The following is a 23,436-nucleotide window of genomic DNA, read 5'->3' as shown; positions in this document are numbered from 1 at the left end:
ATCCTGCACATGCAAGTTTGGAGAAGCACTTCCGCGCATGCTAAAACACCTGTCGCACTTACAATTGGAAATTTTGATGGTGTGCATCTAGGGCACCAAGCTATGCTTGCCCGTCTGAAAGATGCAGCAAAAAGACTGGAACTTACTGCTTGTGTCATGACTTTTGAACCACATCCACGCGAATTTTTCGCGCCAGATCAAGCACCCACACGATTAACTAGCTTGAGGGAAAAACTGGAGTTACTAGCTCAATCGAAAGTGGATCGGGTTCAAGTATATCGTTTTAACTATGATTTCGCAAAGATCTGTGCTGAAGAATTCATTATTCGCATTCTAAAAAGGGAGCTATCTGTACGCTGGTTATTAGTCGGAGACGATTTTCGTTTTGGTGCACGACGAGCTGGTAATTTCTCCATGTTACAAGCTTATTCTTCTCAATATGAGTTTGAAGTAGAAGAAATGCCCGGGTTTATCATAGATAATCAACGCGTCTCAAGCACTCGAATAAGACAGGCGCTAGCAGCTGACAATTTAAGACTGGCCAAACACTTATTGGGAAGACCTTACAGCATTAGTGGACGCGTGGTAGATGGCGATAAGTTAGGCAAGAAACTTGGGTTTCCTACTGCCAATATTCAATTAAAACATAATCGACCACCGCTATCCGGAATTTTTGTAGTGGAAGTACATGGCGCAATTAAATCATCACTGCCAACAATTATTCCTGGTGTAGCAAGTTTGGGGGTCAGACCCACTACGCATGATAACGGTAAACCAATACTGGAAATTCACTTACTGGATTTTAGCCAGAATATCTATGGTCATCATCTGCGCGTCGATTTTCTACATAAACTCCGCGACGAAGAAAAGTACCCTAATTTGGCAGAGCTCTCTAAACAAATTGCAAAGGATATAGAAAGTGCAAGAAATTATTTTCTGACCGCTTATTCCTTAAAAATGGCTTAAAATGGCTTAAATAAGCACGCTGTGCTTTAATATCATAATTCAATTTTATATTTCATGACTGACTATAAGAAAACCCTTAATCTGCTTGACACCTCTTTTCCCATGCGCGGCAATCTTGCGCAGCGGGAGCCTACTATGCTCAAGGCCTGGCAAGAGAGAAATATATACCAAAAAATTCGCACAGTCTGTAAGGGCCGCCCTAAATTCATATTGCATGATGGCCCTCCTTATGCCAACGGCGATATTCATATTGGTCATGCAGTCAACAAAATTCTTAAAGATATCATTGTCAAGAGTAAAACATTAGCCGGCTTTGATGCACCTTATGTACCCGGCTGGGATTGTCATGGCTTGCCTATCGAACATCAAATTGAAAAAAAACAGGGCAAGCATTTGCCTCCAAATAAAGTGCGTGAACTTTGCCGTTCTTATGCACAAGAACAGGTTGAACGACAGAAGCTGGATTTCATGCGCTTAGGCGTATTGGGTGATTGGGAAAATGCCTATCTCACTATGCATTTCCAGACTGAAGCAAGCATTATCCGCACACTTGGGAAAATTTATGAGAATGGTTATCTCTATCTAGGGCAAAAGCCAGTTAACTGGTGTATAGATTGCAGCTCCGCTCTCGCCGAAGCGGAGGTCGAATATGAAGATAAAACCTCGCCGGCAATTGATGTTGGCTTCGAGGTCGGCTATTCAAACGTATCTGTCGATACCCAACCCATTACCCAACAACTGGCCAACATATTTGGTTTATCTTTACCAATCAACACGAAGATTTACGCTGTTATCTGGACAACCACTCCATGGACACTGCCCGCTAACCAAGCAGTCAGTATTCATCCTGATTTCGATTATTCACTGATACAAACGCCTCGCGGTTTGCTGATACTGGCTGCTGAACTCGAACAGGTATGCTTAACGCGCTATGGCTTAACTGGCCAGACGCTTGCCACTTGCAAAGGTAACGCATTAGAAAATATTCCACTAAAGCATCCTCTTGAAGAACGTGGCGTAAAAATAATATGTGGCGAGCATGTCACTTTGGAGGCAGGAACCGGATTAGTACACACTGCACCAGCTCATGGCTTAGATGACTATTTTATTGGCCAACAATACCATTTACCCAGTGACAGTCCGGTAGAGGGTAATGGTAAATTCAGCGCCAGCACACCTTTAGTGGGCGATTTGTTTGTATGGAAAGCTAACGATGTCATCATTGATGCATTACGAACAGGCGAGCACCTGCTGCATCTGGAAAAAATAGAGCATAGCTACCCACACTGCTGGCGACATAAAACACCCATTATTTTTCGTTCGACACCACAATGGTTTATTGGCATGAATCAGCAGCATGGAACAGATGCGCTACAGCAAGCAAAGACATTACGTCAACTTGCTATGGATGCAGTGGATGCGACCGCATTCTATCCTGCATGGGGGAAAGCACGATTAGAATCAATGATTAGAAATCGGCCTGATTGGTGCGTTTCGCGTCAACGTAACTGGGGCGTCCCTATGGTGTTTTTTATACACAAAGAAACACAGGCGCTCCATCCACAGACGCTCCAGTTACTTGAACAAGTCGCACAAAAAGTCGAACAGCACGGAATCGAAGCATGGTTTTCTCTTGATGCGACAGAGCTATTAGGCGAAGAGGCGGAGAATTATAGAAAACTAACCGATACGTTAGATGTATGGTTTGATTCTGGCACTACTCATGCAACCGTACTCAAACAGAATTCACTGCTCAAGCATCCAGCCGATCTTTACTTAGAAGGCTCAGATCAGCATCGAGGCTGGTTCCAGTCCTCACTCCTCACGGGTTGTGCTATTGATGGTCGTGCGCCTTATGATGCACTACTTACACACGGTTTCGTCGTAGATGGTAACGGCCGCAAGATGAGCAAATCCAAGGGAAATGTGATCGCGCCTCAGAAAATCATGGATACCTCTGGAGCAGATATTTTACGGTTATGGGTTGCTTCAACTGATTATTCCGGTGAACTTTTTATTTCTGAAGAAATTCTGAAGCGCGTTGTAGAAAGTTACCGACGCATTCGTAATACGCTGCGTTTCCTATTAGCTAATCTAGCTGACTTTGAGCCTCAAACTGATGCGCTAGCAATAGAAAACTGGCTTGAAATTGACCGCTACATGCTCGCAGCGACTAAAGTACTTCAGGAAGATCTCACTCAAACTTATGATCGCTATGAATTTCATCAGGCAGTACATAAACTGCATAATTTCTGCTCAGAAGATTTAGGTGGATTTTATCTGGATATTCTCAAAGATCGCTTATATACCACGGCCGCTCAGGGAATTCCCCGCCGTTCAGCGCAAAATGCGCTCCATCACATTGCCCACAGTCTCATACGTTTGTTTGCACCGATCCTAAGCTTTACTGCCGAGGAAGCATGGGAACATCTAACTGGCGATACTGATGGCAGTGTGTTATTACATACTTGGCATGAATTCCCTTCACAGCCTGATGCTTCCATACTGATACAGCGCTGGACTCAACTCCGAGTATTGCGTTCTCAGGTACAGAAAAAACTTGAGGACTCTCGTACCAAAGGAGAAATCGGCTCATCACTCGCTGCGACTGTAGAAATTCACGCCCATAATGAAAATTACACGCTACTTAGCTCATTAGAAGATGATTTACGATTCGTATTCATCACTTCTGAAACTAGCTTGGTAAAAATTGATAACCCACAGACGGAAAGTATTTTTATAAAATCCTGTCAGCATCTGAAATGTGAACGGTGCTGGCATTATCGCCAAGATATCGGTAATAACGTTGAACATCCGACTCTATGTAATCGATGCATATCCAATCTTTTTGGTACAGGTGAAGTACGACAGTATGCTTAAAAATATATCTAATGCGCGGGAGTACTGATGTTATGAAACTTCGTTTTGCCTTAAGTATTGCATTCGTTGTGTTGCTTCTCGATTTTATTACAAAGCGCTGGGTAGAATCCGTATTATTCTCTGGCCAGCAGATCCCTTTGACTGGCTTCTTCAACTTAGTACTAACCTATAATGCAGGTGCCGCATTTAGTTTTCTAAGTGACGCATCAGGATGGCAGCGATGGTTTTTAAGCAGTATTGCAGCAAGTGCATCAATACTGATTATTTATCTGCTATATAAACATACGGCTGAGAAACTCTTTTGTCTTGCACTCAGCTTGATCCTGGGCGGGGCATTGGGGAATTTATGGGACCGTATCACAATCGGACAAGTCGTTGATTTCCTAGATTTTTACGTTAAAGATTATCATTGGCCTGCATTTAATATCGCTGATTCTGCCATATTTATCGGTGCAATATTATTAATTTTTGATAGCTTTCAACATAAGAAACCTCATGATTAACATGGCGCAATGTGTTTTTATCTGATCCAATTGAAATTCTGGATTTCATCTGATTATTATCGATGTCGATTAATCACACGGCGGATTAAATAACAACAAAAAACACTAGGCGAGGCTTTTGCAAAAGCCCTCGCCAGAAGTTTTCGATGACTGATTATAAAGAATTAATTTTTCAACTATTGAGATTCTGCAAAGATCTCTAGGCATGACATTGATCATTAGCTGGAAAAAACTGAAAATAAGACCCTGATCAAATTCAAAGATATTGTGAATGGGTCATTTCCGATATTTTTAACAAAAATAAACATTATTTAGTCTCATCGAAGCCAATAACCTCATGCTTAGTACACCAGTAATCCACCACATTCAGAAAAGCTGCTTTAACCGGATCCGAATTGCTATTGCTATCATCTTTATGCGCCCTTCCACAACCATACGATAGTATCGTTAGATCAGTAAACCCCTTGTCGGCCAGACTCTTTAAGCACGCTAATCCAAGAGAACCCAACAGACAATATGAGTTGCTATCACAGATAAGATCGGACTCGTCTTGCCAACGTGTTTATTTCTGTTACGTTATACACCTGTTAAACGAGGCCGTTTACTCAATTCAATAACATCATGACATCATTCACACGTATCAACTGCCGAGTCCAATCCAAAAAAGCCAACATCAGTAATCGCACACTGCTTAAAACCAATTTCCATCAGATCCAATCTAAATCTGTACAGCCATCAGGCTAGTCAGCCTGTCTCCTCAAGAATGCTGGAATATCCATGGGATCAACACCTGATTGTCGCATGGCTGCCACTGTTGCATTGCTTCTTCTACCTGTGCGCATTACAGCAGGTTCTTCCATCGGCATTGCTGATGTCCTGTCATCCGTTCCTGTACGTGTATGAATAACAGTCAACGGTTTTTTATTTTGGCTTTGGGAGTTTATATTACCCAGGCCGGTTGCCACCATAGTGACGCGTAAATCATCATTCATATTTTCATCTATTACAGTTCCGATAATTACAGTAGCATCTTCAGCAGTTAAGTCTTTAATAGTACCCATTACTTCATGCACTTCGCGCATCTTTAATCCTGAATTAGCCGTAATATTTACTAACACGCCCCGTGCCCCAGACAGGGAAACGTCTTCCAATAAAGGACTCGCCACAGCCTGTTCTGCCGCCATACGAGCACGATCCATACCAGTTGCCACTGCAGAGCCCATCATCGCCATACCCATTTCTGACATAACTGTTTTCACATCAGCAAAATCAACATTAACCAGTCCCGGACAATTAATCACTTCCGCAATTCCTGCCACTGCACCATACAGAACATCATTTGCCGCCTTAAAAGCATCCAGCATACTAATATCATTACCCAGTACCATCATCAATTTATCATTAGGAATAACAATTAATGAATCAACATGCTGTGCCAATGCTTCCATTCCTACCTGGGCTGCTTTGAGGCGCTTTCCTTCAAAGGAAAATGGTTTGCTTACGACTGCCACCGTCAAAATACCCATTTCTTTTGCTACCTGGGCGACTACTGGTGCAGCACCCGTTCCCGTACCCCCTCCCATTCCAGCAGTAATAAATAGCATGTCCGAACCCTGAATCAATTCAGCAATCCGATCACGATCCTCCAACGCAGCTTCACGTCCAATATCGGGATTGGCTCCTGCTCCTAGTCCTTTTGTAATACCAGGCCCCAGTTGCAGTAGAATGTCTGCTTTATTACTTTTCAAAGCCTGCGCATCGGTATTCATACAGATAAACTCAACACCCTGCATGGCATTCTGAATCATATGATCCACAGCATTGCTGCCACAACCGCCCACACCAATCACCTTGATGATCGCTTCCTGGCTATCTGTATTCATGGTTTCAAACATAACCTGTCTCCTCTCATAAATTAAAATTAAAGCCGCTAGATTACTAACAACACTTATAAAACTCTAATTAGAAATTTCTCTGAAACCAACCTCTCATTCTTGCAAAAACCTGTTGAGCTGATCCGCCCTGCAATCTTGTACTCTGTTGGTGCTGTATCTGTTCAATACCAGCAATAATTAATCCAATGCTAGTAGCATACCGCGGCGTATGCACAACCTCCTTAAGGTTACCACTATACCTCGGTAAACCTAGCCGTACAGGCATATGAAATATTTCCTCACCTAATTCCACCATTCCGCGTAAAGAAGCACAACCTCCCGTAATAACAATTCCTGATGAAAGTAATTCTTCAAAACCACTCCGACGTAATTCGGCTTGTATCAGAGAATAAAGTTCCTCTATTCTGGGTTCAATAACCTCTGCTAACGTCTGTTTGGAAAGCTGACGAGACCCTCGATTACCCACATCAGGCACCTCTACCATTTCATTAGCATCAGCCATACTTCGCAATGCGTATCCATAACGACATTTAATATCTTCCGCATTTTTAGTAGGTGTACGTAATGCCATTGCGATATCATTTGTAACCTGATCACCTGCAATTGGAATGACCGCAGTGTGACGAATTGCGCCATGCGTAAAAACCGCAATATCAGTAGTGCCACCACCAATATCCACCAGACAGACACCCAGATCTTTTTCATCCTCTGATAATACAGCCATAGCTGAAGCAAGTGGCTGCAATATTAAATCACGGACTTCCAAGCCACAGCGATGCACACATTTCACGATATTCTGGGCTGCAGATACAGCACCCGTTACAATATGTACTTTAACCTCCAACCGTATCCCACTCATTCCAACCGGCTCACGTACATCTTCCTGCCCATCTATAATGAACTCCTGGTTGAGGATATGCAGAATTTGTTGATCTGCCGGAATATTCACTGCCTTAGCTGTTTCCATAACCCGCTCTACATCTTTCTCTGAAACTTCTTTATCTTTGATTGGCACCATTCCATGTGAATTGAAACCTTTAATATGGCTACCTGCAATTCCCGTATAGATTTCATTAATCTTACAATCCGCCATGAGCTCGACCTCCTCCAATGCACGCTGAATTGCATTGACTGTTGTCTCTATGTTTGCCACCACACCTTTTCTCAAACCACGTGAGGGATGACTGCCTAATCCAATAATCTCAAAGCCACCATCAGATTTAATCTCCGCAACAATAGCAATAATTTTAGAAGTACCAATATCAAGACCCACAATTAAGCTTCTATTTTCCCTGGCTTTATTCATCTAGTTACCTCCCCCTGATTTCACGTTTCTTTCCTTGCGCCAGGTTTACGCGGTGCTGATTGCATTGTCTCTGGCATGCGCACAGCAAAACCATTTGGATAGCGCAGATCTAGATAAGCCAGAGGCCCTTGCTGACTTAACTTTGCAATACTCTGGTCATAAACTGCAGTATAACGTGCCAATCGCGCTCTCATCTGTTCGCGCCCTAACTCTAATACAGTCCCTGTTTCTAAGCGAATACGCCAAGCATATCGGGGTGACAAGTGAATCTCCGCGATACGTTGCCGCAATGGCTCCAATAAGTGACTAAAAGTAGCATACTGTCGTGCAATTTCTTGCGAACTTTCTTCCATTGGCCCGATAAAAACAGGTAATTCTTTATCAATTGTTGCACGAAATACTTCACCATATGTATTTACTAATGCATTACTGCCCCATTGTGCCAGCACCACATGTTCTTCAAGCATCACTTTCAATCCAGATGGCCAATCCCTGTGTACTTGTACAGTGCGCACCCACGGCAATTTTATAAATGCCTGATGAATTATCGCCAGATCAATTGTAAAATAACTGCCTGTAATTTCATTTCGTACGATTTGTTCAATCTGTTCCCGTGTCACATGCTGCAATTTGCTTTCACCTGAATCCGCCTCACTAACGCCTATGATACTAATTTCCCTAAGCAAAAATAACGGCGGCTCTATCACCCGCATACTAACGATATACAGAACCGCAAATATCACTAGTGTTAATAGTGTATTTGATATTAAATTCAGCAGGTTATAATTATCCCACATAAGATAATGTCAAGATTTTTATTACCAGATCTTCAAATGATATACCTGCCGTTTCAGCCGCCATTGGCACCAAACTATGATTAGTCATGCCAGGAGAAGTATTTGCTTCTAGAAAATAAGACTTACCGGATTCGTCCAGTATTAAATCTACTCTTCCCCATCCTTCACATCCCAAAACTTTATGTGCCCATAATGCTTGAGACTGTATGGTGCGCGCCTCCTCATCAGGCAAACCACTTGGGCAAAAATAACGCGTCTCATCAGAAAAATACTTAGCCTCGTAGTCGTACAACTCACCCGCAATTTCTATTCGTACTAACGGCAACGGCGTTTCTCCCAGAATAGCGACGGTTAGTTCCACACCTTCAACAAATTCTTCTGCCAGTACAAGCGCATCATGTTTTGCAGCCAATTGATATGCAGCAAACAAATCTTTTTCATTGTTGACCTTACTTAAACCAATTGTTGATCCTTCACGCGATGGTTTAACAATGAGCGGCAGACCCAGTATTCTGATAACCTCATCGAAGTCACTTTGTGCATTCAATACAACATAGCGGGGGGAATTAACCCCTGCTGCCTGCCATAACAGTTTGGTGCGCCATTTATCCATCGCCAATGCGCTGGCCAGAACACCACTTCCTGTATAGGGAAGTCCCATCAGTTCTAACGCCCCCTGCACGGTCCCATCCTCCCCGTAACGTCCATGCAGCGATATATACGCTACATCAAACGCTTCATGCAACAATACCTCCATCGCATGCTCAGCAGGGTCAAATGGATGGGCATCTACGCCACGACTACGAAGTGCCTTGAGTACGGCATGTCCACTTTTGAGCGAAATTTCACGTTCGGCAGAACGCCCTCCCAACAGCACCGCAACTTTCCCAAAATCGTAATTGGTCACTGTATACTGCTCCTGGCATCACCGATGACACGCACTTCTTGAATTAACTTAATACCCGTTTCCTTTTCAACAGTGTCTCGTATCATTGCTATCAACAATTCGATATCAGTTGCTGTTGCATGGCCAGTATTAACGATAAAATTCGCATGTTTGAAAGCAATCATTGCACCACCCACGCGAGAACCTTTCAGGCCACAGCACTCAATTAGGCGCGCCGCATAATCTCCTGGCGGATTACGAAAGACGGAGCCCGCACTTGGCAAATTAAGCGGCTGACTACTCATACGCATCGCCAACAATTTTTTAATCTTCTCACGTGATATCGCTTGATTTCCCTGTTTTAATCTGAAATATCCGCCTACAAACCACTCCGAATTAGAAACAATTGGAAGAACAGTTCTTAATGCCACATGGCGATAGCCTATTTCATACTCATCAGACTGCCGAATAAATATTTTACCTGTCCTATCAATAACCTGGGACATACAAGTAATATCCCATATCTCACTATCATAACAACCCGCATTCATCGCCATCGCTCCACCCACCGTACCTGGAATACCCGCCAGGAATTCAGCGCCCGATAAATTGTATGATGCCGCAAACCGTGCCACCTTAGCGCAAGCTACTCCCGCACCTGCATAGATTAAACTACTTGATGTATCCTGTTGCAGCAGCTGCAAGTTACCTAATCGCGCATGCACTGTCACGACAGTACCTCGCAAACCACCATCACGCACCAATAGATTGCTTCCCAATCCCACCAGATATACGGGCTCACTCTGTGGTAAATCACGTAATAAGTCAGCAAAATCAGCCAGATCTGCGGGCACATAAAATCGCTCGGCTTCGCCGCCAACACGCCAGGATGTATGTTTACTCATTGGCTCATTCCGGCGCAGCTCCCCACGCAACGCAGGCATTCTTAATCCACTCATCAATTTATCTGCTTCCGGCAGTCTCATACATATATACTAAGCTATATAGTCAGTAATATCGTTAAAAAACTGCTCGTCTATTTATCCGTGCATTATCGTGAACTTTTGCTCTTTTTGTGCGATATCAGGCGCTACTTTCGATATCGAACCCGCTCCCATAATTAAAATTACATCACCGTCCCGCGCTATACGGGTTATGGTCGCAGATAGATCATCCACATTATTCACATAAATTGGCTCCATTTTTCCCTGCACCCTGATTGCGCGTGCCAGAGATTTACTGTCAGCAGCCAGTATAGGTTCTTCCCCTGCAGAATAAACCTCTGTTAAAAGCAAGATATCAGCCTTAGTTAGAACCTTGACAAAATCCTCAAATATATCACGGGTCCGCGTGTAACGATGTGGCTGAAACACCAGCATCAAACGACGGTTTGGAAAAGCGCCTCGTGCAGCGGCGATGGTTGCAGCTACTTCCGTCGGATGATGACCATAGTCATCAATTAGCGTAATTTTGTTTTTGTCGGATAACTTAATTTCGCCATAATGCTGAAAACGTCTTTCTACACCCTTAAATTCAGATAATGCCTTGATTATGGCTGTATCTGGCACGCCAATTTCGTTCGCCACCGCAATTGCAGCAAGCGCATTCTGTATATTATGTAATCCGGGCAAATTAAGTGAGATAGCGAGTTTACGAGTCTTACCATTTATCCCAATCAGCGCAGAAAAGCTCATCCTGCTGCCACAGTGATTAATATCAATAGCACGAATCTGCGCGTTATTTGATAATCCATACGTCGTAATTGGCTTAGTAATAGCGGGCATAATCTCACATATATTGGCATCATCTATGCACAGTACAGCCATACCATAAAAAGGTAAATGCTGAATAAACTCTACAAATGTCTGCCTTAACCGATCGAAATCATGACCATAAGTATCCATATGATCGATATCTATATTAGTCACTACCGTAAGTACCGGTTGCAAATAAAGAAATGATGCATCGGATTCATCAGCTTCAACCACAATGAATTCTCCGCTGCCCAGTTTGGCATGACAACCCGCCGCCTCCAGCCTGCCACCAATAACAAATGTGGGATCCATATTGGCCTCGGCCAGAATACTTGCGATTAGACTGGTCGTCGTCGTTTTGCCATGCGTGCCGGCTATTGCGATTCCACGACGCAACCTAAGTAACTCCGCCAACATAAGGGCGCGTGGTACAACCGGAATATTGTTTTTACGTGCTGCTATAATCTCCGGATTCTCTGGCTTCACAGCAGTCGATGTGACCACTGCGTCTGCGGACGCTATCTGGCTGCTTTCATGACCAATATGCACTACCGCACCCAGGTTTCTCAAACGACGTGTCGCATGATTGTCAGATAAATCGGAGCCACTTATCTGGTAACCTAAATTCAACAAAACCTCAGCAATACCACTCATACCAGCGCCACCAATACCCACAAAATGGACATGTTTGACTTTGTGTTTCATTTTATGTACGAGCCATTTCAATACAGGCTACAGCCACCCGTTGAGTTGCATCCGGCTTCGCTAAACTACGTGCTGCAATAGCCATTTCCAATAACTTTTCTCGGGTCATTCCCAACAATAATTCCATCAAATCCTGTGGATTCAATTGATTCTGAGGCACCAGCACTGCTGCGTTATGATTACTCAAGAATTTTGCATTATGTGTTTGATGATCATCCACAGCAAAAGGAAAAGGTATCAGAATACTCGCGATCCCGGCCGCAGCCAACTCCGAAATCGTCAGCGCCCCGGCACGACATAATACTAAATCGCAAGTTGCATAGTGCGGTGCCATATCCTCGATAAAACCGACCAGCTCCCCTTCTACGGCCACCTCGGCATAATTTCTTCTTAAGGCATCCAAGTTTCTTGCGCCAGCTTGATGAATCACAAATGGCCGTAAATTCTCAGGGATTAACCCCAGTGCCTGTGGCACAATCATATTTAGAACCTGCGCGCCAAGACTACCACCGATAACCAGTAATCTTAGTTTCCCATCCCGTCCACGAAATCGTTTTTCTGGTATTTCTAATTGCCCAATTTTATCTCGCACCGGATTACCGGAGAAAATGACCCTACTTTCACCCCCATCCATTACGTCAGGAAAGCCCACTAAAATCTTATCTGCCAGTTTTGCCAGAATTCTATTACTCAAACCAGGAATTGAATTCTGTTCATGTATTAGCAGTGGCTTATTCAACAGCGTCGCCATCATCCCACCAGGAAAGGCAGGATAACCCCCCATGCCCAATACAACGTCTGGTCGTACCCGAAATATTACCTGGCCACTTTGCCAAAAAGCACGCAGCAATCGCAGCGGTAACATCAACCAGGTAACCATACATTTTCCTCGCAAACCCGAGAAATTAATGAGTCGAATGTCATACCCATATTGTGGAACCAGCCTGGCCTCCATTCCATTTTTTGTTCCCAGCCAGACTACGCGCCACCCTAATGCTCTCAAATAATCGGCAACTGCCAGTCCTGGAAAAACATGCCCCCCCGTTCCCCCCGCCATGATTAAGATAGTGCGCACTACCATACAGTACTTATGTTTCGACCATCACTTTTCATCTGTTTCAAATGGGCAGCCCCTTTAAACGCTGACGATTTTCCCAATCGATGCGCAGCAGCACGGCGAGTGCAATACAATTAGCCGTGATGCTACTACCGCCAAAGCTCATCAAAGGTAATGTCAACCCCTTAGTCGGTAATACACCCATGTTTACTCCCATATTGATTAACGCTTGTATGCCTATCCAAATCCCAATGCCCTGCGCTACCAATGCTGAAAAATGACATTCCAGTTTAGTGGCTTGCCGACCAATCACAAATGTACGCAGCACCAGCCATATGAATAAGCCAATAACGGTTGCCACACCCACAAAACCTAATTCTTCTGCAAGAACTGCCAATAAAAAATCAGTATGCGCCTCAGGTAAATAAAATAATTTTTCAACACTGCCGCCCAAACCCACGCCCAACCACTCACCACGCCCAAAAGCAATTAATGCATGACTGAGTTGATACCCTTTTCCAAAAGGGTCAGCCCATGGATCCATAAATGCGATAATTCGATCCATACGATAAGATGCACTCTGGATCAAAACGAATAAGCCAATCGCTAAAAAGCTAATTAACCCCACAAAAATCTTTAAACTCATGCCACCCAAAAATAGAATAGCCATCGCGAGGGCTATCACAACAACAAATGCACCAAAATCTGGTTCAAGCAAAAGCAGAAACCCCACTATGGACAAAGCAAAAAGTATGGGTAGGAAGCCTTTACTAAAACTATTCAAATACTCAGTCTTGCGCACGACATAATCCGCAGCGTACATTATTATGAATAATTTAGTAAATTCAGATGGTTGCAAATTCACAACAAATAAGGATATCCAACGCTGACTACCATTGACTTCACGACCTATTCCTGGAATCAAGACTAATATTAACAGCAGAATGCTCAGAAAAAATAGATGAATGGCATACTTCTGCCATAGGTACATGGGTATTTGGAACACAATAAAGCCTGACAGTAAGCCGATAGTAAGATAGGCGCCATGTCGTAATAAATAATGCCCAGCGCTATCGACGCCATACTTTGCTTCAGCAATTGCAATAGATGCGGAATAAACCATTACCAATCCCAAACTCAGCAAGAGTAGGACTGACCAAACCAAAGCCTGATCAAGCTCTGATAGAATCTTTGGATATTGAGTATGCGTCTGATGAGCCATCGGCTAATGCCTTTTCTGACCGAAACTAAAGAATTTCGCTTCGATTTCCTTCACTGCGCCAACAAATGCTTCCGCCCGATGAATATAATTCCTGAACATGTCCAAACTGGCGCAGGCAGGTGACAGCAATACGATATCACCCGTTTGCGCCAGCAAGAAACTTTTCTGCATGGCTTCCTCCATTGTCATTGCAAAATGCAAGGGGACACCACAGCCATCTATGGCTACAGCAATCTTTTTTGCATCTCGTCCAATCAGCACCACTGCGCGTGCGCACTCCATAATCGGTTGCCTCAGAACAGAGAAATCCTGACCCTTGCCATCACCACCCGCAATTAAGATCACGTTTTTCTGCATTCCACCCAGGGCTGCAACCGTGGCGCCTACATTTGTACTTTTTGAATCATCGTAGAATGTCACACCATTGAATGCCGCCACCTTCTCAACCCGGTGCGGCAACCCTCTAAATTCACGCAATGCCAATAACAATGGCTTAATGGGTAATTCGATGGCACGACATAGCGCTAATGCAGCCAATGCGTTAGCCACATTATGCAATCCATTGACAAGTAGCTCCGATGCTTTCATTAGCTGCATCTTACCTTGCATCAACCATATATCACCTCCATCACGCAATATACCGAAATCAGTATCTGTCTCTGGCACATCTAAACCAAAAGTAATATGTTGCTTCCCTGCTAACGCCATGGCAGATACAGCTGGATCATCCCGATTCAAAACCTGTATACCCGCTCCGTTGACCTGATGCATAAATATTCTTTCCTTGGCAGCAACATAATCGTGCATATTCACATAGCGATCCAAGTGGTCTTCACTAAGATTAAGTACGGTTGCCACATCCGCATTCAGGTGCTGAGTCGTTTCCAACTGAAAACTGGATACCTCCAGGACCCATGACTGCGGTAATTTTCCTGAGTCCATACGTCTCATTAACGCATTCAATACGGCTGGGCCAATATTCCCCGCTACCTCCACATCCCATCCCGATTTCTTCAGCATTGCGCCGACCATGGCTGTCACCGTCGTTTTACCATTAGAACCAGTAATAGCCAAAATTTTAGGTCTGGGAACATCCATGTGTTCAAATGCCAAAGCAAAAAGCTCCACGTCCCCGAGCACGGGGATACCTTGTGCTTTTGCCTGCTGTACAAAAGGTTCTGCCAATGACACGCCAGGGCTAATTGCAACTGTCTCTACACCATCAAAAATTTCTTTTTCAAATTTACCCTTATATAGCTGTACAGCGGGAATAGCCTGCATCAGCGCATCCCAGCCTGGAGGATCCATTCGACTATCCGCCACACGTATTTTTGCACCCATACGTGACAGCCATTTGGCTATAGACAACCCCGTTTCACCCATTCCTAAAACCAGTACCATTCTATCTTGTAAGTTCATCTTAATTTTAATGTAGACAGTCCAAACAGCACCAGTATGAGCGTAATAATCCAGAATCTCACCACTACCTGATTTTCCTTCCAGCCTTTTAATTCGTAATGATGGTGTAATGGCGCCATTCGGAAAATACGCCTGCCCACCAGTTTAAAGGATGCCACTTGCAGCATTACGGATAATGTTTCTATAACAAATACCCCCCCCATGATGAGCAAAACGATCTCTTGACGCACAATGACCGTCACTACTCCCAACGCTGCGCCCAAAGCAAGTGCGCCCACATCGCCCATGAAAACTTCTGCCGGATAAGTGTTAAACCACAAGAAAGCAAGTCCCGCACCCGCCAAAGCACCACAAAACACGGACAATTCACCAGTATGCGGAATATAAGGAATACCAAGATATTTCGCAAAAACAACATGACCTGTTACATAAGCGAAAATAGCTAATGCACCACTAATCATGACCGTTGGCATAATGGCAAGCCCATCCAGCCCGTCAGTCAAATTAACCGCGTTACTGGTTCCGACAATGACAAAATAAGTCAGTATCATAAAACCAGGAATACCCAACGAAATCGCCACCTCCTTGAAAAAAGGTACAATCATCTCTGTCTGCGCGGGTAATTCAGCTGTTGAAGCCAGATACAGTGCAACGATCAGGGCAATTACTGACTGCCAAAATAACTTCGCACCCGCTGACAGTCCTTTCGGATTACGATAAACCACTTTTCGATAATCATCGATCCAGCCAATCACACCAAAGCCTACTGTAGTCAGCAATACTACCCAAATATAGCGATTGCTCCAATCCGCCCAAAGTAATGTCGTAATCACGATGGATACGAGTATCAATGCCCCACCCATCGTAGGTGTACCCGCTTTAACAAGATGGCTACGAGGTCCATCATCACGCACTGATTGGCCAATTTTATAAGCTGTAAGCTTGCGTATCATAATTGGGCCAATAACAAATGAAATAGCCAGCGCTGTCAATGATGCCAGCATAGTACGTAATGTAATATAATTGAATACATTAAAAGCACGAATATCTTGAGACAACCATTGAGAAAGTTCTAACAGCATAAGAACTCCGGTAATAGCAATTTATTCCCCGACTTCCAAGGCTCCAATTGTGTTAATGCATGCATTTTGTATCCGCAATTAAATATTCACTCTCAAATTTTTTGACTACGCGCTCCATTTGCATAAAGCGTGATCCTTTGATCAATAATGTGACATCAGCTGTGAGCAGCGATTCAACTACAGCCAACAGCTCATCTATGTTGCTGAAGTGCTGTGCGCCTGCTCCAAATCCAGCAGCTGTATACGCACTCAATTCGCCCAGTGTTAACAGCCTATCCACTCCGGCAAGATAGGCCTCTCTACCAATACATCGATGTAAATCCACAGCACTCTCGCCCAGCTCACCCATATCGCCCAGTACCAATATTTTCTTACCGGGCGCAGCAGCCAATACAGCCAAGGCAGCACGTACCGACTCCGGATTGGCGTTATAACTGTCATCAATCATCACGGCATGATGCAGACAACTTTTTTTCTGCATACGCCCCCGTACACCACTGAAACTCGCTAATCCCTCAGCAATTATCTGTTTGTCTATGCCTAATCCTACTGCTGCCGCTGCCGCTGCCAACGCGTTATAGACGTTATGCTCACCTGACACCTGCAATACGACATCGACTATTCCATCAGGTAATCTCAAGGTAATCTTGTTATCTAACAAAGCGTCCTGATAATATGCGCTCACTTGTGCATGTTCACGCAAACCAAAATCCACTACGCGTCTATTACCTGCAAACTGGCGCCATAGTGGCGCATATGTATCATCAGTATTAATAACAGCCGTTCCTTGCTGTCCCAACCCTGAAAAGATCTCACCCTTAGCACGGGCTACTGCTTCAATCGATCCTAATCCCTCAATATGTGCTGCACCGGCATTAGTGATAACGGCTACATCTGGCTTAGCCATTTGTGTCAAATAAGATAACTCTCCAGCATGATTCATACCCATTTCAATGACTGCATAGCGATGCTGCGTACGTAATTGCAACAACATCTTTGGCACACCAATATCATTATTAAGGTTTCCTTCCGTCGCCAATACAAAAGATTCACGATCCTCCTCACTGGTCTGATTACATCTTGTAGCCCGTTTCAAAATCGATGCAATCATTTCTTTCACCGTCGTTTTCCCATTACTACCAGTTACGCCAATCAGAGGCATCATCAAATTTCTACGCCAATATGCTGCTAATTGCCCCAAACCCAATCGCGTATCTTTAACCACTATCAGCGGTATTGTGGATGCCAAATGAGCAGCATCCACGCTCTGACTTACCATGGCTGCTACTGCGCCCTTTTCTTTAGCAGGAATAACAAACTGATGCCCATCAAAATTCTCTCCCGAAAGCGCAATAAATAAGTCACCTTGTTTTAGCGCACGACTATCAGTACTGACATCTGTAAATAACACATCTTCACCGTACCAAGCAGCATCCAGCGCGCGTGCCGCTTCCTCTAGCATCATCATGCTGGCACCTGTGCCCCATTAGCCAAATCCTGAAGTACCTGCAACGCAATCTGACTGTCACTGAATGGCAACTTGCGTCCATTAACTTCCTGATACATCTCGTGTCCTTTACCTGCAATCAGTACGACATCTCCCTTACGGGCACTATAAATAGCCTGGTAAATAGCTAATGCCCTGTTTTCCTCGACATAATAGTTCACACCTGGAATAACGCCTGCAACAATGTCATCGATAATAACGCGCGCATCTTCACAACGGGGATTATCGCTCGTGATAATGACCTCATCTGCAAGACGGGTGGTAACTTCACCTGCCAGTTTACGCTTACCCTGATCCCGCTCTCCGCCACAACCAAATACACAAAATAATTTAGCATTCAGGGTTACAGATGTCGGCCTTCGTTCGGAAAGGTGCATAATCTCACGCAATGCGGTCAGTACTTTTTCCAAGGCATCCGGTGTATGCGCATAATCAACAATCACTACTGGCTGACCAACCCCACCCAGCTTCTCCATCCGTCCAGGTATTGGACGCACCTGCTGCAAGGCTTGAATGCTATCTGAAAATCTGATTCCGCTTGCCAGCATGACAGCCAACACAGCCAGTAAATTTGACGCATTAAATTTACCTACCAGGTCGATTTCTAATCTCCCATTATTGCCTTCGAACTCAACATCGAACGCCAAACCATGAATATCCATTCTCAGATTCGAGCCCCGTACCATCTGAAATTTATTAGAATACCGTTCGGCAATTTCTGATTGTCTAAATCCATAGCCAATAACCTTTGTAGGCTTACTGGCCAGTTGTCGAGATAATTCAACACCTAAAATATCATCGAGGTTAAGCACCGCATATCTCAGCCCGGGCCAGAAAAATAACCGGGCTTTAGCAGCTGCGTAAGCATCCATATTTCCATGATAGTCTAAATGATCTCGCGATAAATTGGTTAGCACAGCCACAGCAAAAGTTACACCATTGATACGACCCTGTACTATTCCGTGCGATGAAACTTCCATTACAACATTCCCCGCATCTTGTTGTAAAAATTCTGCCATTCTCTGCTGCAACAAAATTGCATCGGATGTCGTATTGATCGTTGCCTCAAGCCTGTCAGGATAACCATTACCCAATGTGCCCATCACACCGGTTTTATTCTGCAATATCGCCATGGCCTGCGCATACCAATGGCTACAGGATGTCTTACCATTCGTTCCCGTAATGCCGACCAGCCATAGTTTCTGCGATGGATAACCATAAACATGGTTAGCAATTAATCCAGCCTTGGCTTGTAAGTCCGTTACCGGCAATGCAGGCAACTTCCAATCCGGATTCCAAACGAAATTGTGTCGTTCCCATATCACTGCATTTGCACCCGCTGCAATTGCCTGAGGAATAAACTGACGTGCATCAGACTTCTCCCCCGCATAAGCAAGAAATGTATCCCCTGGCCTTATCATGCGGCTATCGGCAACAAGATTTTTGATCGGGACACCCAGATTATCCAAAAGATTACAATCAAATGGTTTATATGATTTAGCCGCCATAATCAGACTCACCCCTCATTACCTAATTCCGACGCCACAGGGAACGATACAATATTATTTTTTGCAGGCGCATCATGCGGCACATTTAATATCCGTAAAGCACCTGTCATGACCTGACTAAACACTGGGGCCGCGACCGTACCAGCAAAATATTTCCCGGCAGATGGCTCATCTAGCATTACCGCAATTATTAAACGAGGATTCGATGCGGGCGCATAGCCAACAAATGTTGATATATAGCGATTTTTTGCATAACGACCATCTATTAATTTATGTGCCGTGCCTGTTTTGCCTGCGACCCGATAACCATTAACTTGTGCTAATGGCGCAGTTCCCCCAGGCTGAGTCACCATTTCAAGCATACGGCTGACTGCAAGCGCCGTATCACGTGAGATCACCCGCTGCCCCATGACCGGCAGGTTCTGTCTCTCCAGAGAAATGGGCTTTAACTCCCCTCCAGTTGAGAAGATTGTATAAGCGCGCGTAAGCTGCATCAGGCTGGCTGAAATCCCATGACCATATGACATCGTAGCTTGCTCAATTGGTCGCCAAGTATTATATGGTCGTAACCTACCATTCGCTTCTCCCGGAAACCCAGATCCGGTCGATATGCCAAAACCAGATTGATTGAACATTTTCCACATTGTTTGCGATGGTAGCGACAAAGCAATTTTCGCGGTGCCCACATTACTTGATTCCTGAATAATCTGTGCGACTGTCAATTCGCCCTTGTTACGTACATCACGTATGGTCGCCCGACCGATTCTCAGCATACCGGGCGCCGTCTGAAAAACGGTATCTGGATTAATTTCACCAACTTCTAATGCCGCCGCCACAGTGAAGGGTTTTAAGGTAGAACCTGGTTCAAAAACATTGATTAAGGCTCGATTCCGGGTTTTCTCATCACTAATACTCGTGCGTAAGTTTGGATTGTAAACAGGCAAATTACTTAAAGCCAACACCTCACCTGTCTGCGCGTCCAATACAATAATGCTGCCTGCTTTCGCTTTATTAACTTGTACAGCCTGCTTCAGCTCACGATGCGCGAGATACTGAATTCTACTATCGATAGATAAAATAAGATCCTGTCCTTGCTTAGGCAAACGAATGTTTTCCACATCCTCTATAATCCGGCCCTTATTATCTTTAATCACCCGACGGCTACCTAATTCGCCAGCAAGCATTTTTTGCCACCCTCGCTCAACGCCTTCCTGCCCCTGATCATTAATATCAGTAAAGCCAAGCACATGCGCGGTCATTTCTCCTGCCGGATAAAAACGCTGAAATTCATATCGTAAAAAAATGCCCGGCATTTTCAGATTCTTAATATTTTCGGCTATTTCTGGTAATAACCGGCGTTTTAAATAAACAAACCGACTTTGTTTTTTGTTAACAAGTTGGCTAACTTCTGTAGCATCCATTTTAAGTAAAGCGGCCAGTTTATTAACTTGTTCGGGTGTTATATCTGTTTTCTGCGGATCCGCACATACCGATGCCACAGGTGTACTGACCGCGAGTATTTCTCCGTGTCGATCAGTAATCATGCCACGATGTGCGCTCATTTCAACTACACGAACATAACGAGATTCACCCTTCTGCTGCAAAAAATCATTATGCATTCCTTGCAAATAAGCAGCCCGTCCAGCTAAACCAATCAAACCAAAAAATAACAATCCGAATAACAAACGCGAACGCCACACGGGTAAGGTAATATGTGGCATAGGATTACGTATCATGGCTTAAAATTCTCATCAAAATTGACCCAATCAACCGTAGCATCCGGCGAAATAATCTGTATACGCGAAGCCGAGGGTACTTTCATATTTAATTGCCCACTCACAATGGTTTCGATACGACCATGCATTGCCAGCGTACCCTGTTCCAATTGCAACTTTCCCCACTCCACCTCCAGTTTCCGCGCTATTTCTTTTTCACTCTCCAGCATCACAAAAAGCTTGCGCGCCTTGTGCTGTGCAGTCACCACACTCAATGCACAGATGACAAGAATCAGAATCAAAGAAATATTTAATCTAAGCATTCAATCCTCACCAGTAGAAATTCGCTCCGCCACGCGCATGACCGCGCTTCTAGCTCGCGCATTGATTATAATTTCCTGCTTTTCAGGACGCACTGCTCTGCCAATTAACTTTAACTTCTGTCTACTGAGGCGCCGCACCTCCTTTTCCCTTAATGGCAAGCCCCGGGGCAATACGTCAGCATCTGCGGCCGTACGCATAAAACGCTTCACCATACGATCTTCCAATGAATGAAAGCTGATCGCTACTAATCTGCCACCCAAATTCAATAAATCTGGACATTGCGGCAAGGTCAGCGACAGTTCCTCAAGTTCACGATTGAGATGGACTCGTATTGCCTGAAAAGTACGCGTCGCGGGATGCTGTTTATTTTCTCTCTGATGCTCACGTGAACGCACAACTGATGCAACAATCTCAGCAAGCGCCGACGTGGTAACAATCGGCTGACGCATTCTCTCCTCAACAATCTTCCTTGCAATCTGTCTAGCAAAGCGCTCTTCACCATAATCTCTGATTACCCTTGCTAAATCGGTCTCCGTTACGGAAGCCAACCACTCCGCGGCGGTCAAACCCTGGCTCGTATCCATACGCATATCAAGCGGGCCTGTAAAACGAAAACTGAATCCTCGTGAGGCTTCTTCTAATTGTGGCGATGACACGCCCAAATCCAACAACACGCCATCAATCCGGCTCACTGCCATCGCTCGTAACATCGACGGCATTTGAAGAAAACTACCATGCTTGATACAAAAACGCGGATCCTTAATCGCCTCCCCAGCACTAATAGCATCCGGATCCTTATCAAATGCAATTAACCTCCCTGCTTCATTCAGTCGCGATAAAATTAGACGACTATGACCACCACGACCAAAAGTGCCATCTACATAAATGCCGCCTGGTTTAACTACCAGCGCGGCCACCGCCTCTTGCAACAATACCGTTACGTGCATCAGCGCATCATCACCAGTTCGTCATAACGAGAAATCCCTCCATTCGGACGATATTCCTCCGTCTTTAAAAGCCAGCACATGTTCAGTTTGTAAATTCCGCCTCTCCTCATTCCACAGCTCAAGTTGCCCACCCTTGTCCTACTCACAGGGTATTCTTGCTCAAATCCGCAAATTGACGCAGTAGCAACGACATCAAAATGCGGCTTGTATTATCCATCTCCACACCCATTGTATTACCGGCAGGTAGCCGCTCCAAACTGCGTATTTTTGGATTAAAACTTAAACGATTATTGAATTTTATTCTATAGATTCCCAGGCTGGCTGGGGATAAATCAGCAGATACTTCGAAGAACCTGCGGTGGTGATTAAACATCTAACGCAAGAGAATATCTGCCTGTTACGGCATCTCACGGAGATTGCAAGTCTACTCTTACTACCCGGACTAAACTGCACAACACCACGAAACATGCTGTCCCCTTGCTCATACAGGAAAAATTATTAATTTTTAAATTCACACTCCACTACCCTCCACCGCTTCTCACTTTAATCAAAAAAAATTACCCAGTCAAGTAAAAATAAAGCTATTTTCATTTATATGACAAAGACTTAAATGCATCGCCAGCAATTCTTTATCCAAAAAATACAGCTCATAAACAAGATAGATAAAGCATTACCTTTACATTGATTTTTATAACACGTTTTTTGGATTATTACGTACTCGATTGTTAAACTGACAGATCCTTTCGCGATTCGATTATCAGGTCTTATCTTCTAATATCCCAATGCACGTTCAAATCATCCCTGGCAGCATCCCACCTGAGCATCATAGCTATTAATACAACAAAGATTATTCATAATGACAGAGAATTGAAGCGCCAAATCATTTTTAAGAATTTTTCCTAAATGAAAATAGGTTATCTATCTATTTATCTGTAATGACAATCGCTATATCGTGCTGTTTTA

18 protein-coding genes are annotated in these 23,436 nt (G+C 44.2%); 3 read left to right on the top strand and 15 right to left on the bottom strand.

Translation table 11 applies throughout. The features are described from left to right. Window positions 1–9 precede the first annotated feature (9 nt). From BUQ89_RS01310 to lspA, 3 genes are read left to right on the top strand one after another with little or no spacing between them, the layout of a single operon-like run. Window positions 10–966: a bifunctional riboflavin kinase/FAD synthetase gene (locus tag BUQ89_RS01310; protein WP_028461626.1), complete on the top strand. Its 957-nt coding sequence runs from the start codon at window positions 10–12 to the stop codon at window positions 964–966. 54 nt (window positions 967–1,020) lie between these two features. Further along, window positions 1,021–3,846 (top strand): isoleucine--tRNA ligase, encoded by a 2,826-nt coding sequence (gene ileS, locus BUQ89_RS01305; RefSeq protein ID WP_028461627.1) that lies wholly within the window; start codon window positions 1,021–1,023, stop codon window positions 3,844–3,846. Window positions 3,847–3,878: 32 nt separating this feature from the next. Further along, complete coding sequence (lspA, locus tag BUQ89_RS01300; RefSeq protein ID WP_028461628.1) at window positions 3,879–4,349, top strand: signal peptidase II; 471 nt, start codon at window positions 3,879–3,881, stop codon at window positions 4,347–4,349. A gap of 740 nt (window positions 4,350–5,089) precedes the next feature. Here lspA and ftsZ read toward each other — a convergent pair. From ftsZ to rsmH, 15 genes are all read right to left on the bottom strand, one after another. Further along, window positions 5,090–6,244: a cell division protein FtsZ gene (gene ftsZ / locus BUQ89_RS01295; protein WP_028461629.1), complete on the bottom strand. Its 1,155-nt coding sequence runs from the start codon at window positions 6,242–6,244 to the stop codon at window positions 5,090–5,092. A 67-nt stretch (window positions 6,245–6,311) separates the two neighbouring features. Next, complete coding sequence (gene ftsA, locus BUQ89_RS01290) at window positions 6,312–7,550, bottom strand: cell division protein FtsA (RefSeq protein ID WP_028461630.1); 1,239 nt, start codon at window positions 7,548–7,550, stop codon at window positions 6,312–6,314. Window positions 7,551–7,570: 20 nt separating this feature from the next. After that, a complete protein-coding gene (locus BUQ89_RS01285) occupies window positions 7,571–8,263 on the bottom strand; it encodes a cell division protein FtsQ/DivIB (RefSeq protein ID WP_245812865.1) in 693 nt (230 codons plus the stop codon). 73 nt (window positions 8,264–8,336) lie between these two features. Beyond that, the gene (locus tag BUQ89_RS01280; protein WP_028461632.1) at window positions 8,337–9,254 is read right to left on the bottom strand and encodes a D-alanine--D-alanine ligase; all 918 of its coding nucleotides are present in this window, start codon (window positions 9,252–9,254) and stop codon (window positions 8,337–8,339) included. Next, window positions 9,251–10,219, bottom strand: coding sequence for a UDP-N-acetylmuramate dehydrogenase (murB, locus tag BUQ89_RS01275; RefSeq protein ID WP_028461633.1), 969 nt, complete (start codon window positions 10,217–10,219; stop codon window positions 9,251–9,253). The genes BUQ89_RS01280 and murB overlap by 4 nt, the downstream gene beginning before the upstream one ends. A 54-nt stretch (window positions 10,220–10,273) precedes the next feature. After that, on the bottom strand, window positions 10,274–11,692 hold the full coding sequence (gene murC, locus BUQ89_RS01270) for a UDP-N-acetylmuramate--L-alanine ligase (protein ID WP_028461634.1): 1,419 nt from the start codon (window positions 11,690–11,692) through the stop codon (window positions 10,274–10,276). Window position 11,693: 1 nt separating this feature from the next. Continuing rightward, window positions 11,694–12,773 (bottom strand): undecaprenyldiphospho-muramoylpentapeptide beta-N-acetylglucosaminyltransferase, encoded by a 1,080-nt coding sequence (murG, locus tag BUQ89_RS01265; protein ID WP_028461635.1) that lies wholly within the window; start codon window positions 12,771–12,773, stop codon window positions 11,694–11,696. A 37-nt stretch (window positions 12,774–12,810) separates the two neighbouring features. After that, window positions 12,811–13,971 (bottom strand): putative lipid II flippase FtsW, encoded by a 1,161-nt coding sequence (gene ftsW, locus BUQ89_RS01260; protein WP_051537600.1) that lies wholly within the window; start codon window positions 13,969–13,971, stop codon window positions 12,811–12,813. Between the two features lie 3 nt (window positions 13,972–13,974). Further along, a complete protein-coding gene (murD, locus tag BUQ89_RS01255) occupies window positions 13,975–15,390 on the bottom strand; it encodes a UDP-N-acetylmuramoyl-L-alanine--D-glutamate ligase (protein WP_028461637.1) in 1,416 nt (471 codons plus the stop codon). Next, complete coding sequence (gene mraY, locus BUQ89_RS01250) at window positions 15,387–16,472, bottom strand: phospho-N-acetylmuramoyl-pentapeptide-transferase (RefSeq protein WP_028461638.1); 1,086 nt, start codon at window positions 16,470–16,472, stop codon at window positions 15,387–15,389. The genes murD and mraY overlap by 4 nt, the downstream gene beginning before the upstream one ends. A 52-nt stretch (window positions 16,473–16,524) precedes the next feature. Then, on the bottom strand, window positions 16,525–17,940 hold the full coding sequence (locus BUQ89_RS01245; RefSeq protein ID WP_028461639.1) for a UDP-N-acetylmuramoyl-tripeptide--D-alanyl-D-alanine ligase: 1,416 nt from the start codon (window positions 17,938–17,940) through the stop codon (window positions 16,525–16,527). Continuing rightward, window positions 17,937–19,487 carry a UDP-N-acetylmuramoyl-L-alanyl-D-glutamate--2,6-diaminopimelate ligase gene (locus tag BUQ89_RS01240; RefSeq protein WP_036573110.1) on the bottom strand — a complete coding sequence of 517 codons (1,551 nt, stop codon included), beginning with the start codon at window positions 19,485–19,487 and terminating at the stop codon, window positions 17,937–17,939. The genes BUQ89_RS01245 and BUQ89_RS01240 overlap by 4 nt, the downstream gene beginning before the upstream one ends. 8 nt (window positions 19,488–19,495) lie before the next feature. Further along, window positions 19,496–21,223 (bottom strand): peptidoglycan D,D-transpeptidase FtsI family protein, encoded by a 1,728-nt coding sequence (locus BUQ89_RS01235; RefSeq protein ID WP_028461641.1) that lies wholly within the window; start codon window positions 21,221–21,223, stop codon window positions 19,496–19,498. Then, window positions 21,220–21,525, bottom strand: a complete 306-nt coding sequence (gene ftsL, locus BUQ89_RS01230) for a cell division protein FtsL (protein WP_028461642.1) — start codon at window positions 21,523–21,525, stop codon at window positions 21,220–21,222. The genes BUQ89_RS01235 and ftsL overlap by 4 nt, the downstream gene beginning before the upstream one ends. Then, entirely contained in the window at window positions 21,526–22,473 is a 948-nt protein-coding gene (rsmH, locus tag BUQ89_RS01225; protein WP_028461643.1) for a 16S rRNA (cytosine(1402)-N(4))-methyltransferase RsmH, read from the bottom strand. It abuts the gene before it with no gap. Between the last annotated feature and the right edge of the window lie 963 nt (window positions 22,474–23,436).

Source organism: Nitrosomonas cryotolerans ATCC 49181 (assembly GCF_900143275.1).
In the GTDB taxonomy this organism is placed as follows: Bacteria; Pseudomonadota; Gammaproteobacteria; order Burkholderiales; family Nitrosomonadaceae; genus Nitrosomonas; species Nitrosomonas cryotolerans.
This window is presented reverse-complemented; position numbering and strand designations above follow the sequence as displayed.